General features: G+C 77.2%; 12 protein-coding genes. 7 read left to right on the top strand and 5 right to left on the bottom strand.

Annotated elements, in window-relative coordinates:
* Positions 1 to 189: 189 nt before the first annotated feature.
* On the bottom strand, positions 190 to 1,962 hold the full coding sequence (locus WDV86_RS04775) for an ABC transporter ATP-binding protein (RefSeq protein WP_339566462.1): 1,773 nt from the start codon (positions 1,960 to 1,962) through the stop codon (positions 190 to 192).
* 211 nt (positions 1,963 to 2,173) lie between these two features.
* Between WDV86_RS04775 and WDV86_RS04770 the strand changes: the two genes are divergently transcribed.
* Positions 2,174 to 3,208: a 2-hydroxyacid dehydrogenase gene (locus WDV86_RS04770; RefSeq protein ID WP_339566461.1), complete on the top strand. Its 1,035-nt coding sequence runs from the start codon at positions 2,174 to 2,176 to the stop codon at positions 3,206 to 3,208.
* 1 nt (position 3,209) lies between these two features.
* Complete coding sequence (locus WDV86_RS04765) at positions 3,210 to 4,160, top strand: NAD-dependent epimerase/dehydratase family protein (RefSeq protein ID WP_339566460.1); 951 nt, start codon at positions 3,210 to 3,212, stop codon at positions 4,158 to 4,160.
* On the opposite strand, the gene WDV86_RS04760 is transcribed toward WDV86_RS04765, so the two are convergent.
* Positions 4,138 to 5,241 (bottom strand): glycosyltransferase family 2 protein, encoded by a 1,104-nt coding sequence (locus WDV86_RS04760; protein ID WP_339566459.1) that lies wholly within the window; start codon positions 5,239 to 5,241, stop codon positions 4,138 to 4,140. The two genes, WDV86_RS04765 and WDV86_RS04760, sit on opposite strands and share 23 nt — an antisense overlap.
* A 1-nt stretch (position 5,242) precedes the next feature.
* The gene (locus tag WDV86_RS04755; RefSeq protein ID WP_339566458.1) at positions 5,243 to 6,886 is read right to left on the bottom strand and encodes an NAD(P)/FAD-dependent oxidoreductase; all 1,644 of its coding nucleotides are present in this window, start codon (positions 6,884 to 6,886) and stop codon (positions 5,243 to 5,245) included.
* Positions 6,887 to 7,049: 163 nt separating this feature from the next.
* On the opposite strand from WDV86_RS04755, the gene WDV86_RS04750 reads away from it, so the two are divergent.
* The 5 genes from WDV86_RS04750 to WDV86_RS04730 all read left to right on the top strand — a co-directional run bounded on the left by WDV86_RS04750 (position 7,050) and on the right by WDV86_RS04730 (position 13,199).
* A complete protein-coding gene (locus WDV86_RS04750; RefSeq protein ID WP_339566457.1) occupies positions 7,050 to 8,756 on the top strand; it encodes a hypothetical protein in 1,707 nt (568 codons plus the stop codon).
* A 24-nt stretch (positions 8,757 to 8,780) separates the two neighbouring features.
* Positions 8,781 to 9,884 (top strand): Gfo/Idh/MocA family protein, encoded by a 1,104-nt coding sequence (locus WDV86_RS04745; RefSeq protein WP_339566456.1) that lies wholly within the window; start codon positions 8,781 to 8,783, stop codon positions 9,882 to 9,884.
* Positions 9,884 to 11,116: a glycosyltransferase family 4 protein gene (locus WDV86_RS04740; protein WP_339566455.1), complete on the top strand. Its 1,233-nt coding sequence runs from the start codon at positions 9,884 to 9,886 to the stop codon at positions 11,114 to 11,116. The genes WDV86_RS04745 and WDV86_RS04740 overlap by 1 nt, the downstream gene beginning before the upstream one ends.
* The gene (locus tag WDV86_RS04735) at positions 11,113 to 12,126 is read left to right on the top strand and encodes a hypothetical protein (RefSeq protein WP_339566454.1); all 1,014 of its coding nucleotides are present in this window, start codon (positions 11,113 to 11,115) and stop codon (positions 12,124 to 12,126) included. Before WDV86_RS04740 ends, WDV86_RS04735 begins: the two co-directional genes overlap by 4 nt.
* A 68-nt stretch (positions 12,127 to 12,194) precedes the next feature.
* The gene (locus WDV86_RS04730) at positions 12,195 to 13,199 is read left to right on the top strand and encodes a glycosyltransferase (RefSeq protein ID WP_339566453.1); all 1,005 of its coding nucleotides are present in this window, start codon (positions 12,195 to 12,197) and stop codon (positions 13,197 to 13,199) included.
* A gap of 141 nt (positions 13,200 to 13,340) precedes the next feature.
* Here WDV86_RS04730 and WDV86_RS04725 read toward each other — a convergent pair whose 3' ends face one another.
* Together WDV86_RS04725 and WDV86_RS04720 are read right to left on the bottom strand one after the other, a co-directional pair.
* Entirely contained in the window at positions 13,341 to 14,855 is a 1,515-nt protein-coding gene (locus WDV86_RS04725) for a GMC oxidoreductase (RefSeq protein ID WP_445262942.1), read from the bottom strand.
* 170 nt (positions 14,856 to 15,025) lie between these two features.
* On the bottom strand, positions 15,026 to 16,456 hold a 1,431-nt coding region (locus WDV86_RS04720), incomplete at its 5' end, for a bifunctional ADP-dependent NAD(P)H-hydrate dehydratase/NAD(P)H-hydrate epimerase (protein ID WP_339566451.1).

Genomic DNA, 16,456 nt, shown 5'->3' with positions numbered 1-16,456 from the left:
GTGCCACCTCCAGCGGCCGCCCGTGGACGGCGTCGTCGTGACGCTCGCCGAGCGCCACCGGCGCGGACGTCGAGGGGCACCACGCCGCGCACCTGCCCGAACGGCGACCAGCGCGGACACCAGGGGACGACGCACGGCGTGCCCGCCCGCGACGTCCGCGCCCGCCCGACCACCCCCGGCGTGCCAGCCCTACCCCACCGACGGCACGAGCCCGGCGTGGTCGCGCTGGAGGTCGGCGAAGGGGGCGACGTCGACGACGCGGCCGGCGTCCATGAGCACGACGGCGTCGCAGGCACGCACGGTGCTGAGCCGGTGGGCGACGACGACGATCGTCTGCTGCCCGCGCAGCGGCTCCAGCGCGGCCATCACGTCGGCCTCGGTGCCGAGGTCGAGCGCCGAGGTGCCCTCGTCGAGCACCAGCACCGACGGCTCGTGGTACAGCGCCCGGGCGATGGCCAGGCGTTGCCGCTGACCGCCGGACAGGCGCACCCCGGCCTCGCCGACCATGGTCGAGAGCCCGTCGGGAAGCCCGGCGAGCATGCCGTCGAGCTGGGCGGCGGAGACGGCGCGGGCCACGGCGGCGTCGTCCACCTCCTCCGGCGGGACGCCGAGGGCCACGTTGGCGCGGATCGTGCCGTCGAGCAGGAAGACCGTCTGGTGCACGACGCCGATGGCCGACTGCCACGCCCGGCGGTGCTCGCGCACGTCGCGGCCGTCCACGTGCACGCGGCCCTCGCGCGGGTCGACCAGGCCGAGCACGACGTCGACGAGCGTCGACTTGCCCGCGCCCGTCGCCCCGACGACGCCGACGAACTGCCCGGCGCCGATGCGCAGGTCGACGCCCGCGAGCGCGTCGTCGGCGGCGTCGGGCCAGCGCACGTGCACGCCCTCCAGGCAGATTGCCTCCTCCAGGCGCAGCCGCGGCACCTCCGCCCGCCCCCCGACGACGCCCTCGGCGTCCATGAGCTCGAGGTCCTCGCGCATGAGCTCCAGGCCCGGCCCGACGAAGCGCAGCGAGTTGACCGCGACGAGGATCTCGTTGAGCGAGGGCTGCAGCCGCACCGCCACGTACCCGAAGAGCCCGAGCACCGGCAGCGCGTCCAGCGCCCCGCCGCGGACGACCACGCTCACGCCGAGGAAGGCGAGGATGAAGAGCACGAGCCCCGTCTCGACCGCGACCCGCGGGACCTCCCGGGCCGTCGAGCGCAGGTACTTGGCGCGGGAGAGCTGACGGCGCTCGCGGTGGAAGCGGGAGACGAAGTGGCCCTCGCGGCCGAGCATCGTCACGTCCCGCCAGCCGGCGAGGCTCTCCGTGATGGTCTGCAGGCTGCTGCGGGAGGCGTCCTGCGCGCTCGCGCCCAACCGCTTGACGCGCGGCAGCACCAGGCGCAGCAGCAGCCAGAGGAAGGGCCCGAGCACGGCGACGGCCAGCAGCGTCGCCGCGGTGTCGGTCACCAGGAGCACCGTCAGCAGCCCCACGACCACGAGCAGGTGGGAGACGAGCTTGACCGCCGGCACGAGCGCCTCGCGGGCGAACTGCTGCACGTTGTCGAAGGCGTTGCGCACCAGCTCGGCCGAGTTGCGCTGCATGTGGAAGCTGTAGGGCAGCGCGAGGTACCCGCTGAGCAGGCGCACGGCCAGGCGCGCCCCCGCGTTCTCCGCGACCCGGTACTGGGCGTACGCCTGCGCGACGAGCACCCCCGCCCGCCCGAGGAAGAAGACGCCGAGCACGACGCCGACGAGCGCCAGCTGCGCCCCCTCACCCAGCCCGGGGGCGAGGTCGCGGACGTCGCCGACGACCGGCAGGTCGAAGCCGCTCTGCTCGCTGGTGATCGCGGCGAGGATGGCGAAGACGACGACCGCGCCGAGGACCTCGACGCCCGTGGCGGCCAGCGCCAGCAGCAGGACGACGGCCCACCGACCCCGGTGGCCGGCGCCGACGAGGTAGAGGCACGTGCGCATCGTCGCGAGCAGGGCAGCCTCCCCCAGGTGCCGGCGTGCACGGGTGCTCCGGGTCGTCGCGGACCGCCCGCGGCGACCCTACGGGCTCCCGGCGCGCCCGGCACCGCTTCCGCTGGCCCTCGCGAGCGCGCTGCTACGTTCCGTCGCGGGGCAGCGGCTGGCCCCGCACGAAGACCCCGGTGCCCCGCTCCCCAGGCAGAGGACGTCCTCCATGTGGCCTCATCTGGCAGTTCCCGAGCAGCTCGCCGACGAGACCGGGGCCAGGCCTCGCGTCGTCGTCGTGTCCGTGGCGGGGCGGGCGACCTTCGCCGCCGAGGACGCCGAGGCGCTGGAGCGGGTCGCCGACGTCCGCTTCCTCTCCCGCTCCGAGGCGATGAGCCCGGCCGACGCCGCGGCCGAGCTGGGCCGGGCGGACGTCGTCGCCCTCACCCCCAAGGTCTCCCCCGAGCTGTCGCCCGAGCTGCTGGACGCGCTGCCGCGGCTGCGCGGGATCGCGCTGTACGCGACGGGCTACGACTTCGTCGACGTCGGGATGCTGCGCGCCCGCGGGGTCCGGCTGTCCGTGCTGCCCGACTACAGCACCCGCTCCGTCGCCGAGCACACCCTCGCCCTGATGCTGACGCTCTCGCGCCGGGTCCACCTCGGCCACGACCGCTCCCGCGGCCTCGTGCCGCCGACGACGTCGCTACGCGGCTTCGAGCTGGGCGGTCGAACGCTCGGGGTCATCGGCTGCGGGCGCATCGGCGGCCACGTCACGCGCCTGGCGCAGGGCCTCGGCATGGACGTGCTCGTCCACGACGTCGAGCCGCGGCCGCTGCCCGGGACCCGCCAGGTCGGGCGCGAGGAGCTGCTGGCCTCCAGCGACGTCGTCACCCTGCACTGCCCCATGGCCTACGGGGCCGCGCCGACGGTGGGCGCCGACGAGGTCGCGCTCATGCGCCGCGGCTCCGTGCTCGTCAACGCCAGCCGCTCGGCGCTCGTCGACACCGCCGCCGTCGTCGCCGCCGTCCGCACGGGGCACCTGCGCGGCTACGCCGTCGACGACGTCGTGCTGGAGGACCCGGCCGACGCCGACCTGCTCGTCGAGGGGCGCGTCGTGCAGACCGGGCACAGCGCCTGGTGGTCGGACGAGGTGCTGGCGCGAGGGCGGCGGATGTGGGCGCGCCACGTCGAGGCCCTCGTGCTCGGTCACCCCCTGGACGAGATCACCGAGCCGAACGCCGCGCCGCTCGCCGCCGCGCGCTGACGTGCGCGCCCTCGTCACCGGGTGCGCGGGCTTCATCGGCTCCCACCTGACCGAGCACCTGCTCGGCGACGGGCACGACGTCGTCGGCGTCGACTGCTTCAACGCCAACTACGCGCGCGCCGACAAGCTGCGCAACCTCGAGCGGGCCCGCGCGTGGGACTCCTTCACCTTCGTGCCCGTCGACCTCGCCCAGGGCGACCTCGGGGACCTCGTCGAGGGCTGCGACGTCGTCTACCACCTCGCGGCCGAGCCGGGCGTGCGCACCAGCTGGGGCAGCGGCTTCGACCGGTACGTCCGCAACAACGTCACCGCGACGCAGCTGCTGCTCGAGGCGGTGCGCGCCCACCCGGGCGCCCGCGTCGTCTACGGCTCCTCCTCCTCGGTGTACGGGCAGGCGGCGACGCTGCCGACGCGCGAGGACGTCGTCCCCGCGCCCGTCTCGCCCTACGGCGTCACCAAGCTCGCCGCCGAGCACCTCGTCGGCAGCTACGCGGCGTCCTTCGGCCTCGACGTGCTCTCGCTGCGCTTCTTCTCCGTCTTCGGCCCGCGCCAGCGCCCCGACATGGCCTTCACAGCCTTCTGCCGGGCGGCACTGGCCGAACGGCCCCTCGCCGTCCTCGGTGACGGCGGGCAGACCCGTGACTTCACCTACGTCGGCGACGTCGTCGAGGCGCTGCGCCAGGCCGCCACGGCGCCGGTGCCCAGCGGGAGCGTCCTCAACGTGGGCGGGGGCGCGCCGACGACGCTGGGCGGCGCGATCGACGTGCTCGGCGACCTCGTCGGCCGGCCCCTGGCCGTCGCGCGGGGCGAGCAGCCGCCCGGGGACGTCCGCCACACCGCCGCCGACGTCGGGCGGGCCCGCGAGCTCCTCGGCTACCGCCCGACGACGGACCTGCGGGCGGGCCTGCAGCAGCAGTGGGCGTGGGCGCTCAGCTCGGCCGACCGGCCCTGAGCCTCGGACGCCCGGCCCTGAGCCGGCCTGGCCCGGGGTGGCCGGGGTCGGAATGGCCGGGGTCGGAATGGCCGGGGTCGGGGTGGCCGGGGTCGGGGTGACCCGGGCGGGGGCGCCGGGACCGCAGCCGCAGCGCGCGCGAGCCGGCTCCCGCCAGGGCGCCGGCCGTGCGGCGCGCCGTCTCCAGCGGGGCGACGCGCACGGCGCGCGCGACGGCCCGGAGAGCGGCGGAGCGCTGGCCGTTCGCCCACGAGTGCCGCGCGTGCTCGAGGCAGAAAGCCGCCTGCGCGCGCGGGTGGGCGGCGAAGGCCTCGCGGTGGCGCTCCAGCAGCTGGGCGTGGCTGCGCTGGCGCAGGCCGGGGTCGCCGGACACGCGCGGGCCGCTGTGGACGAGCAGCCGGTAGGTCACCTCGGGGACGCCCTGCAGCGAGCACACCGGGTTGAGGCGCAGGAAGAAGTCGGTGTGCACGCGGGAGCGGAAGGTGGGGTCGAAGCCCCCGACCCCCAGCGCGACGTCCCGCTCGACGAGCAGCGTCTGCTTGGTGTTGTAGGAGCGGCCCGCCACGGGGCCCTCGAGGAAGAAGTGCGCACCTCGCGCCAGCGCGTCCGGCGGCAGCCGGCGCGAGGACACGCGCCCCGCCTCGTCGACGACCTCGATGCCCGACAGCGCGGCGACGGGCGGCGGGAGGGTGCTCGCCGCGACGGCCGCGAGGGCGACGCGCACGGCGTGCGGCAGCAGGACGTCGTCGTCGTCGAGCCACAGCACCCAGCGGGTGCGGGCGTGCCTGGCGCCCAGGTTGCGGGCCGCGCTGCCCCCCTGCGGGGTCTCGTGGCGCAGCACCGTGAGGCGGGGGTGCGCGGGGAGCGCCACCGGCGCCGGTGACCCGTCGTCGACGACGACGACGTCCACCGGGACGTCCTGCGCCAGCGCGCTCGCCACCGCCAGGGCCAGCAGCCGCGGGCGGTCGTGCGTGGGCACGACCACCGTCACGTGGGGCCCCGCCACGCCGCCGTCGGCCACGTCGGGCTGGGCCGCACCGGGCTGGGCCGCACCGGGCTGGGCCGCACCGGGCTGGGACACGTCAGGACGCCCGACGCGCGGCCCGGCCGCCGGCGACCTGGCGGCGACCGCGACCCCGCCGGCCCCCGCCGTGCCCCTCGTCCCCGTGCTCGCCGTGCCCGTGCTGAGGCGCGGCGTGCCCGGGGGTGCGGCGACCGGTGGTGCCGTCGTCGTGGGCCGCGCCCTCCTCGTGGTACTCGGCGTCGGTGTTGACCCGCCAGGGGTCCCAGCTCTCGCCGAGCAGGTTCCTGGCCGCCAGCAGCGCCGACATCATCGAGTGGTCCTGGTTGTTGTACTTGTGCATCCCGTTGCGGCCGACCGTCTGCAGGTTGGTCGCGGCCTGGGCGAGCCAGGCACGGACGACGGCGACGTTCTCGGTGTAGTGCTCGTCGTAGACCGGGTAGGCCTTCGGCATGCGCACGACCGTGGCGTCCACGACGTCGGCCGGGTCGACGAGGCCGATCTGCTCGGTCTCGCGGATGCCGAGCTCGACGAGGTCGGTGTCGTCGAGCTCCCACAGGCGGGCGTCGCCCTCGACCGTGAAGTACTCCAGCCCCAGCGCCGTCATCTCCTGGTCCGGCACCATCTCCGGCGACCAGTTCTTGTAGTTCTGGATGCGCCCGAGCAGCACGTCCGGCTCGTGGATGTAGATCCAGTTGTCGGGGAAGACCTCGCGCCGACGCAGCACGAGGACGACGGTCAGGTAGTCGCGGTACTCCAGCGCGTCGGCGGCGGCCAGCACCTCCGCGTGCGGGGCGGGACGCATCGCGTGGGCGAGCTCGCGCAGCGGCAGCGTGGTCAGGACGTCCGAGCCGGTCACCTCATGACGGCCCTCGGCGCCGCGGGCGACGACGCCCGTCACCCGCCCCGCCGCGTGGTGGACCTCGACGACGCGCCGTCCCAGCTCGACGGTGCCGCCGCCACCGCGCACCTGCGCGGCGGCGTGCTCCCACATCTGGCCGGGCCCGAGCCGGGGGTAGGAGAAGACCTCGACGAGCGTCTTGATCTGCTCAGCGCCGGACGGCGTGCGGCGGCGGGGCAGCGCGTTGCGGACGGCGGAGACCAAGGAGAGCCCCTTGATGCGCTGCGCGGCCCAGTCGGCCGAGATCTCGGTGCAGGGCCGCCCCCACACCTTCTCGGTGTAGGTCTTGAAGAAGATCCGGTAGAGCCGCTCGCCGAAGTTGTTGACGATCCAGTCCTCGAAGGTGCGCACGCTCCGGCGCGGGAAGGCCCTGGCCCGCAGGTAGGACAGGACGCACAGCGCCGACTCCAGCACCCCGAGCTTCACGAGGGCGTCCGTGCTGCGCAGCGGGTAGTCGAAGAACTTGCCGCGGTAGTAGATCCGCGACATCCGCCGCACCCGCAGCCACTCGGCCTCGGGCAGGACGTCGTGCCAGAGCCGCTCGACCTCGCCGGCCTTGGTGAAGAAGCGGTGCCCGCCGATGTCGAAGCGGAACCCGTCGTGCTCCTCGGTCCGGGAGATCCCGCCGACCGTGCTCGGGTCGGCCTCCAGGACGCGGACCGGGACCCCCGCCCGCGTCAGGTGCCACGCCGCGGTCAGCCCCGCCGGCCCGGCCCCGAGGACCACGACGGACCTCGCCCCACCTCCCCCCGCCACCGGCGTCTCGCCCGTCAGGGTGCTGCTCGTCGCCTGTGTCGCGTCCATGCGCCTCGTGCCTCCGTGCCCCCGGTCGTCGGCCGCCGCGACCCTCCCACAGGGCCCTCCCAGCGGCGCGCCGGGCCCGCCGTCGTCGGAGCGCACGGCTAGGGTCCGGCCACGGCCACAGACGGCGGACGACGGGGGTCGACGTGACGGCGGAGGGGGCGACGTGACCGTCGACGAACGCGCGCGTGCCACCCCCACGCCTGCCACCACGACCGCGGGCGGCGCCCCCAGGTGGCTGCGACCCCTGCCCCTCGTCGTGCTGCTGGGGGGCTGGCTGGCCCTGGTCGGGCAGACCGACGCCTACCTCAACCCCGACGGCACCGCCTACGTGGCCGTCGCCGAGCGGGTGCTCGCCGGCGACCTCGCCGGTGCCGTCAACGGCTACTGGAGCCCCCTGCTGCCGTGGGCGACGACGCCGCTCATGGCGCTCGGCGTCGACGGGCTGCTCGCGCTGCGGCTGGTGCTGCTGGTCTCCGCGGCCGCCGTCCTGGTGCTGCTGCGGCGCCTCGCCCTGCGGGCCGGTGCGGCGGAGGTCGCCGCCGACGTCGTCCTGGTCGCCGTCGCGCCGTTCCTCGTCTACGCGACCCTCTTCGGCCTCTACCCCGACGTCCTCACCGCCGCCGCGGTGCTGCTGGCCGCCGACCTGCTGCTGCGGCCGGGGGCGAGCGCGGCGACCACGCTGGCCGGTGGGGCCGTCGCCGGCGTCGCCTACCTGTCCAAGGCCTTCGCGCTGCCGGCCGTCCTCGTGCTCGTCCCGGTGTGGGTCGTGCTGCGGCGCTGGGGGGCGAGCACCGGGCTCTCGCGCCCGCGGAGCGCCGACGGGCGCGGGGGACGGCCGACGTGGGGCGCCACGGGCCGCGGCGTCGTCGTCGCGATGCTCGGCCTCGCGCTCGTCGCCGGGCCGTGGGTCGGTGTGCTTTCCGCCACGTACGGCGCACCGACCTTCAGCACCTCCGCGGGCTTCAACGCCACGCTCGTGGCCCCCGGCTCCGCCGGCAACCCCTTCAACGTGCCGGGCCTGCACGAGCCACCCCGACCGGACGCCCTCAGCGCGTGGGAGGAGCCGTCGGCGCTCGACGTGCCTCTGGCCCCCCAGGCCCGGGAGGAGACCGGGGAGGAGTTCGTCGACCCGGACCGCGGCCTGGACCTGCCGGCGGCGGCCGGCAACGTCGTCGCGCAGACGCTCGTGCTGGGCGGTGTGGTGGCGCGCCGGGCGCTGCCGCTGGTGGCCCTCGCCGTCGTGGGCGTCGTGGTGCTCGCCCGGCGACGGCAGGCTCCCTCACCCGTCGTGACCGGCACGCTCGCGGCGTCGGCCGTGTGGGTCGGCGGGCTCGTCCTGAGCATCGCCATCGAGCGCTACAGCTGGGTGCCGGTGCTCCTGCTCGTGCCCGCCGCGGCGGTGGGCGCCAGCGCCCTGGCCGGGCGTCGTCGCGCCGGCGTCCTCGTCCTCGCCGCGGTGCTCGTGCCGGCGATGACGCTGGCGAGCCTTCGGGGGCTGGCGCCGCGCCTGGGCGCCGGGGAGGACGTCGAGCGGGCCGCGCAGCGCCTGTCCGCCTCCGGCGGTCTCGACGGCCGCGTCGCCGGCACGACCGCCTGGGCCGACACCCTGGCGCTCTGCTACCGGCTGGGCTGCACCTACGTCGGCCGTCCCGACGGCGACGACCTCGACGAGGTCGCCGCCGAGCTCGCCGCGGCCGACGTCGAGCACCTGCTCGTGTGGGGAGGTGACGTCCTGCCCACCGACGCCGGCGTGGTGCGCGAGGACTTCTGGCCCCCCGAGCTGGCCCCGGCGTCGCGGGCGACGCTGCTCGTCTACGACGTCACCGCCGACGGGCTCGTGCTCGACCGGGTCGTAGGCACCGAGCCATGAGCACCGAGCCGTGAGCACCGAGCCGTGACGACGGCGGGGCCGACCTCCGGCGCGGCGAGCCGGGCCGCGGGCGACGGCGCTGCCGTGGGGGTCGCGCTCGTGGGCGCCGGCCGCATCGCGCGGATGGTCCACCTGCCGCTGCTGCGCGACGCCAGCACCGCCCGGCTCGTGGCCGTCGTCGACGCCGACCCGGCCGCGCGGGCTGCGGCCGCCGCGGCGGCCCCCGGTGCCCTGGTCACCGCCGACCTGCACCCGGTGCTGGCACGCCCGGACGTCGCCGCCGTCGTCGTCGCGACGCCCACGCACACCCACCCCCAGGTGGCGCTCGCGGCGCTGGCGGCCGGCAAGCACGTCTACGTCGAGAAGCCCCTCGCCGCGCAGCTGGGGCCTGCCCGTCGCGTGCTCGCCGCGTGGGAGGCCCAGGGTGCGGCGGCGGGCCTGGTGGCCGCCGTCGGCCACAGCTTCCGGTTCGTGCCGGCGCTCGTCGACCTCCGGCAGGCGTCGCGGGACGGCCACCTCGGGCTCCCCGTCGCCGTGCGTGGCACCTTCAGCTCGGCGCCGCGGGCGCTGCCGGCGTGGAAGCAGCAGCGGGAGACCGGTGGCGGGGCGCTGCTCGACCTGGCCGTCCACCACGTCGACCTCGTGCGCTGGCTGCTCGGGGCCGAGGTCGTCGGCGTGAGGGCCACCATCGCCTCCCGCCTCTCGGCCGACGACACGGCGCTGCTGGACCTGGAGGTGGACGGCGGCCCGCCCGTCCAGCTGCTCGCGACGACGTCGGCGGCCCAGGGCGACGTGCTGGAGGTCCTGGGCTCGGCCGCGACCGCCCGCGTCGACCGGATGCGGCACCCGCGCCTCGTCCTCGAGCGGGCCGACGCTGCTCCGGGGGCGGCGCAGCGGGTCCTGCGCGGGCTGCGGCTGGCCGCCGGCGACGTCGAGCGCGGCTACCGACGGCTGCGGCCGGCGCCCGAGCCGTCCTTCGCCCTCGCGCTCGGCGCCTTCTGCCGGGCCGCCGCCGGCCAGGAGCCCTGGCGGGGAGCCGACCTGGCCGACGGGGTGGCCGCCCTCGCCGTCCTGGAGGCCGCGGAGCGCTCGGCCGCCTCGGGTGCGCGGGAGGCGGTCCACGCCTGATGCGGGTGCTGCTGCTCAACGACGCCTCGACCCCGACCGGCGGGGCGGAGCTGCAGTCGCTGCGGCTGCGCGAGCTGCTGCGCGAGCGCGGGCACGAGGTGCGCCTGCTGTCCTCCGACGCGCACGAGGGCGGCGGCCCACCGGGCGCCGACGTGCTGTGCCGCGGCTCGACGCACCCCCGCGGGCGGGTCCTGCGCGAGACGGTCAACCCCTCCGCCGTCCTGGCGCTGCGGAGGGAGCTGGCGTCCTTCCGGCCCGACGTCGTGCACGCCCGGATGTTCCTCACCCAGCTCTCCCCCGCCGTGCTGCCGCTGCTGCGCGACGTGCCCACGCTGTGGCACGTCGTCTACTACAAGGCCATCTGCCCGCGCGGCACCAAGCTGCTGCCCGACGGACGGCGCTGCCCCCACCCCGCGGGCCGGGTGTGCCTGGCCGAGCGGTGCGTGACGCCGCAGAGCTGGGCGCTCGCGATGGTGCAGCGGCGCCTGCGGGCGCGGTGGGCCGGCTCGGTCGACCGGGTCGTCACCCTCAGCCAGACGATGCGGCGCCGGCTGGAGGCCGAGGGCGTCACGGTGGACGACGTCGTCCCCAACGGGGTCCGCGAGCGACCCGCCCGTCCGCCGCTGTCCGGGCGCCCGACGGTCGCCTTCGCGGGACGGCTCGTGCCCGAGAAGGGTGCCCACGTGCTCGTGCGGGCCATGGCCGAGGTGCTGCGGGCGGTGCCGACGGCGCAGCTCGTGCTCGTCGGGGCGGGGCCGCAGGAGCAGCGGCTGGGCGCGCTGGCCGCAGAGCTGCTGCCGGCGGACGCCGTCCGGGCTACCGGGCACCTCGCCCGCGCCGACGCCGAGCGGGTGCTCGACCAGGCGTGGGTGCAGGCGGTGCCCGGGCTGTGGGAGGAGCCGCTCGGCAACGTCGTGCTGGAGGCCGGCGTGCGGGGGACGGCCGTCGTGGCCACCACGGCGGGCGGTCCGGGTGAGATGGTCGAGCCGGGGCGCACCGGCCTGCTCGTCGAGCCGGGGTCGGTGGGCGGGCTGGCGTCGGCTCTCACGGACCTGCTCGGCGACCGGGAGCGGTGCGAGCGGCTCGGGGCGAGCGCGCGGGGGCGGGCGCTCGCCGAGTGGACGGAGGGGACCATGGTGGACCGGCTGCTGGCGGGCTACACGCAGATGCTCGCCGACGGCACGCGACGCGGGCCGGGCGGCGCCAGGTCCCCCGGCGGGGCGGGCCGGTGACGACCTCCGAGGGACGGCACAGGGGCGCGGACCTGTCCGTCGTCGTCGTCTCCCCGCACGGCTTCACCCACGTGCGGCGCTGCGTCCGGCACCTGCGCGAGCAGGACGACGCCGCCCGGGTCGAGCTGGTCCTCGTCGTCCCGGGCCGGGCGTCGCTGGACGACGCGGCGCCCGGGGAGCTGGACGGCTTCGCCTCGGTCGTGGTCCTGCCGGTCGGGCCGGTCCCCGACGTCGACCGCGCCGCCGGCCGGGGCCTGCTCGCGGCCTCCGCGCCCGTCGTCGCCGTCGTGGAGGACCACGCCTACGTCGGGCCCGGCTGGGTGACGGCCCTGCTGGCGGCCTATGCGGGCGGAGACTGGTGCTCGGTCGGCTCGGTGATGACGAACGCCAACCCCGCCACGGGGCTCAGCTGGGCCAACCTGCTGCTGGGGTACGGGTGGTGGGTCGACCCGGGCGCCGCCGGGGAGCTGCCCGACGTCCCCAGCCACAACGGCTCCTACCGGCGCTCGGCGCTCGCCCCCTTCGGCGACGCGCTGCCCGAGCGCATGGGCCGCGACGGAGACCTGCACGACGCGCTGCGGGCCGCCGGCGGCCGGATGCTGCTGGCCCGCGGGGCGACCGTCGCGCACGCCAACCCCTCGACGCTGGCGCCGACCGTGGACCTGCGGCTCAACGCGGGCCGGCTCTACGCCGCCGGCCGCGCGGACGGCGAGGGCTGGTCCGCGCCGCGGCGCCTGGCCTTCGCCGCGGCCTGGCCGCTCGTCGCCGCGGTGCGGCTGCGACGCCTGCACGCCGAGCACCTCGCCGCCGGGCGGCACCTGGCCGGGGCCCCGCGGCGGGTCCTGCTCGGCCTGGCGACGGCGCTCGTCGTCGACGCGCTCGGCCAGGCGCTCGGTGCCCTGCGCGGCGCCGGGCCGGCGGTCGAGGTGCTGCGCACCTTCGAGCAGGACCGCCTCCAGCACCTGCGCCGCCCCGAGCGTGCCCTCCTCGTCGAGGAGACGCCGCGGTGACCCCCGCCGCCCCCACGCCGCGACGTGTGACCTCATCGCGGCCTCCCGCCGCCCCACCCCCGCGACGTGTGACCTCGTCGGGGGGAGGACCCGTCGCGGGCGACCACGACGCGACGGCGCCCCAGGAGCCGCCCGAGGCGGTCACCGCCCGCGACGCCGAGACGCTGCCGTCCGTCTCGGTCGTCGTCCCGGCCTTCCGCCACCCCGAGCGGCTGCGGACCTGCCTCGAGGCGCTCGCCCGCCAGGACCTCCCTCGGGACCGCCTGGAGGTCGTCGTCGTCGACGACGGCAGCCCGCAGCCGCTGGCGCCGACGGCCTCGGACTTCGAGACCCGGCTGGACGTGCGGGTGCTGCGGCAGGCCAACGCCGGCCCCGCGTCGGCCCGCAACGCCGGGGCCGCCGCGGCCTCGGGCGACCTCCTGGCCTTCACCGACGACGACTGCGAGCCCCTGCCGACCTGGGCGCGGACGCTCGCGGCCGCGCACGCCCGCTGCCCCGAGGCGTTGCTCGGGGGCGACGTCGTCAACGCACTGCCCGGCCAGCTGTTCGCAGAGACGAGCCAGCTGCTCGTGTCCTACCTCTACGACTGGTACGGGCAGCGTCGGGGCGGCAGCTTCTTCGCGAGCAACAACCTGGCGGTGCCGCGGGCCGGCTTCGCCGAGGTCGGCGGCTTCGACACGGGCTTCCCGACGCCCGGCGGGGAGGACCGAGAGCTCTGCGAGCGCTGGGCCGGTGACGGCCGACCGCTGCTGCGGGTCCGGGAGGCGCTCGTCCGGCACTCCCACCGGATGGGGCTGCGCGGCTTCGTCCGCCAGCACGTCACGTACGGGCGAGGGGCCTGGGACGCGCACCGCCGGCGCCTGGCCCGCACGGGTCGCAGCCTCGACGTCGAGCCGGCCTCCTTCTACCTCGGCATGCTCACCTGCCCCTTCCGGCACGCCCCGCCGGCCCGGGCCGCGGCGATGAGCTCCGCGCTCGTGCTCTCGCAGGCCGCCGGAGCCGCCGGGTACGCCCTGGCGCGCCGGGACCACCGCCGTCACGCGGAGGACCCGACACGCACCCGCCACGGCTGACCGCTGCCTCTCCCCCGCCCATCCCCCCGCGCTGTGTGACCTCGTCGCGCCGGCCCGCGAGCACAGCGGCGCGACGAGGTCACACGTCGCGGGTGAGGGCCGAGACGTGCTGCCCAGCAGGTCGCACGTCGCGGGAGGGGGTCAGCGGCGGGCGGGGACGGCCGCGAGGTGGTCGGCCAGGCGACGGGCGAGCGCCAGGACCGTGAACGTCGGCGAGTACGAGGGCCCCGTGGGGAAGACGGCAGAGCCGGCCACGTAGAGGCCCTCGACGCCGAAGACACGGCAGTCGGTGTCGACGACGCCGTCCTGCGCCCGGGCGGCCATCCGGGTCGTCCCCATCTGGTGGGCGGCGTCCGTCGTGCTCTCGGGCGACGGCGGGTCGTCGCCGAAGTCGAGGGTGCCGAGGCCGCACGCGTGAAGACGCTCCTCGAGCAGCTCGACGGTCCGCGCCATCGACCGGGCGTCGTGGTCGGTGAGCTGCCAGTCCACCTCGAGCACCCGCTGCCCCAGCGCGTCGCGGTCCTGCCCGAGCTGGACCCGGCTGGCGCGGTGGGGAGCCTGCTCCGCCGCGAACTTCACCCGGTAGTCGCGGACCGCGCCGTTGCCGTCGCGGGCAGCCGGCGGCCGCCACGCGCGCCGCAGCCGGTCGCGACGACGTTCGTACGTCGGCTGCAGGTAGACGACGTGCTCCAGCAGCTCCTCGCGCCGCTGCGTCGCGTCGTCGAGGGAGAAGCACAGGCAGAAGCGAGGTTTCGGGCCGTACTGGAGCTCGGTGGCAAAGCGTGCGGCGAGCGGGCCCGGGTGCAGCCGGCCGGTGTGGTGCTTGGGGTGGTCGGTGTAGAAGCGCCCGACGAGGTCACCGGCGTTCCCGAGCCCGCCGGCGCGCGCCGGGCCGCTCGCCAGCAGCAGCCGCGCCGTCTCGAGCGCGCCCGCGGCCAGCACGACCCGGCGGCCCTCGACGAGCGCCTCGTGGCCCTCGAGAGACCGGCAGCGGACCCCCGTGGCGACGACGTCCTCGCCGTCGTCCTCGACGAGCACCTCCGTGGCCGTCGCCCCCACGAGCACCACGAGGTCGCTCGAGGTGCGCATGTCGACGCCGAAGCGCTCGGCGGTCCGGGTCGGCCTCTCCTCCCAGTAGAAGCTGCTGGCCTTGAGACCGTGCTGCGCCAGGCGCTCACCGATCTCCTGGACGGCGGGCCGGCGGGCCTCCGCCTCCAGGTCGCCGAAGCCGTAGTCCCGCGCGGCGGACCGGTAGTGCGGCAGGAGGTCGGTGTCGAAGTCGAGCGGCCAGCCGCTCTCGGGCACCCACGGGCGGTCGTCGAGATCGCTGCGCTGCAGGTGCTTCCACTTGCCCGTCCACACCGAGCTGGTGCCCCCGAGCCGTCGCACCCGGCTGACCCCCCGCAGACCTGGGTCGAGGTAGCGGTGGTAGGGCGCCGCGGGATCGAGGGAGCGGTGCTCCTTGCCCCGGTGGACGACGTCGTTGAGGGCCTGCACGCGTGGGTCGAAGTCCTGACGGCCGCTCTCTACGAGCACCACTCGGTGCCCGCGCCGGGCGAGACGGACGGCGACCTCGCACCCGGCGATGCCGCTGCCGACCACGACGAGGTCCGCCGGCGGCAGCGGCCGCTCCAGGACCGCGATGTCCACGATCATCGTCGCCCCCCAGCGCCGACGTGCCGAGACCGCTCACCGGCCCCGAGCAGCACGGTACCGACGGACTGCCAGGGCGGTCCCTGACGGACGTCACCGACGACGGGTGCCTTGCCGACGTCGTGGCTGACCGCCCGGCTCGTGCGGCGCGCTGGGCTCCACCCCGGGCGGGCTCAGGGCTGCGGGAGCAGCGCCGCCACGACCTCCGGCACCGCGTGGAGCACCTGCTCCGCGTGCAGCGGCCCACCGCCGGACGCCGCGCAGCCCGCGAGGCCGTGGACGGCGGCGCCCACCGACCCGGCGTCGAGCAGGTCCAGGCCCTGGGCGGCGAGCGCCCCGACGACGCCGGCGAGCACGTCGCCGCTGCCGGCGCTCGCGAGCCAGCCCGTCCCGTCGGCCTGCGCGCGCACCGGCCGGCCCTCGTCACCGGGCGCGACGACGAGCGTGGTCGAGCCCTTGAGCAGGACGAGCACGCCGGCCGCCTCGGCCGCCCGCCGTGCGTGCTCCAGCGGCGCCGCCTCGACCTGTGCCCGCGAGCACCCGTGCCCCAGCGCCTCGAGCATCCGCACCAGCTCCCCCGCGTGCGGGACGACGAGCGTCCCGCCCGCGCCGCGGCGGCCCTCCCCCAGCGCCGCGACGAGCGCCGGCAGCGCACCGGCGTCGACGACGCACGGGACGTCCTGGGCCAGCGCCGCCTCCACGTGCTCGGCCTGCGCGCCGTCGCCGGGGTCGACGCCGGGCCCGAGCAGCCACGCCTGCACCCGCCCGTCCCCCGGCACGACCTCGGGCCAGCGCGCCCGCACCAGGTCGGTCGCCGGCCCGGGCCCGAGGTAGCGCACCATCCCGGCGCCCGCGCGCACCGCCGCGCCCGTCGCCAGCACCGCGGCGCCGGTGTACAGGGCGCCTCCGGCCACGACGCCGAGCACGCCCCGCGAGTACTTGTCGCTGCTCGCGCCCGGTCGTGGCCACCGCGCCGCCAGGTCGGCGGTCTCCAGCCGCTCCACGACAGGCGTCCCGAGCACGTCGGCCGGGAGCCCGATCGGGGCGGGCACGAGCCGGCCCGCCAGGGCCGACGCCGGCGGCACCAGCAGGGACGGCTTCGCCGTGCCGAGCGCCACGGTGACGTCCGCGCGGACGGCCGGCACGTCACCGCCCGCGCCGGCCCCAGGCAGGGTGCCGGCCGTGACGTCGGCGCCGCTGGGGACGTCGACGGCGACGACCCGCGCGCCCGACCCGCGGGCCGCCGCCGCCAGCGCGGCCGCCCCCGCGCGCAGGCCCGGACGACCCCCGATGCCGAGCAGCCCGTCGAGCAGGACGTCCGCCGCCGCCACCGCCGCGAGGCCCGCCGCGCCCGCGCCGTCCTCGACGACGCGCCCGCCCGCCCGCCGCAGCGCCGCCAGCCCACCGGCGTGCACCCGCCCCGACGTCAGCAGCGCCGTCACCGCCGCGCCGCGGCGGGCCAGCAGCGCCCCCGCGTGCAGCGCGTCCCCGCCGTTGGTGCCCGGCCCCACGAGCAGCACCAGCCGCGCGCCGTAGACGCGGCCCGCCTGCGCCCGCAGCTCCTCGCCCGCGACCCTCGCGACCGCGGCCGACGCCCGCGCGAC

Origin of the sequence: Pseudokineococcus sp. 1T1Z-3 (genome assembly GCF_037482365.1) — a bacterium.
Taxonomy (GTDB): domain Bacteria; phylum Actinomycetota; class Actinomycetes; order Actinomycetales; family Quadrisphaeraceae; genus Pseudokineococcus.
The sequence above is the reverse complement of the archived record's forward strand: the minus strand, read 5'-3'. Positions and strand labels throughout refer to the sequence as shown.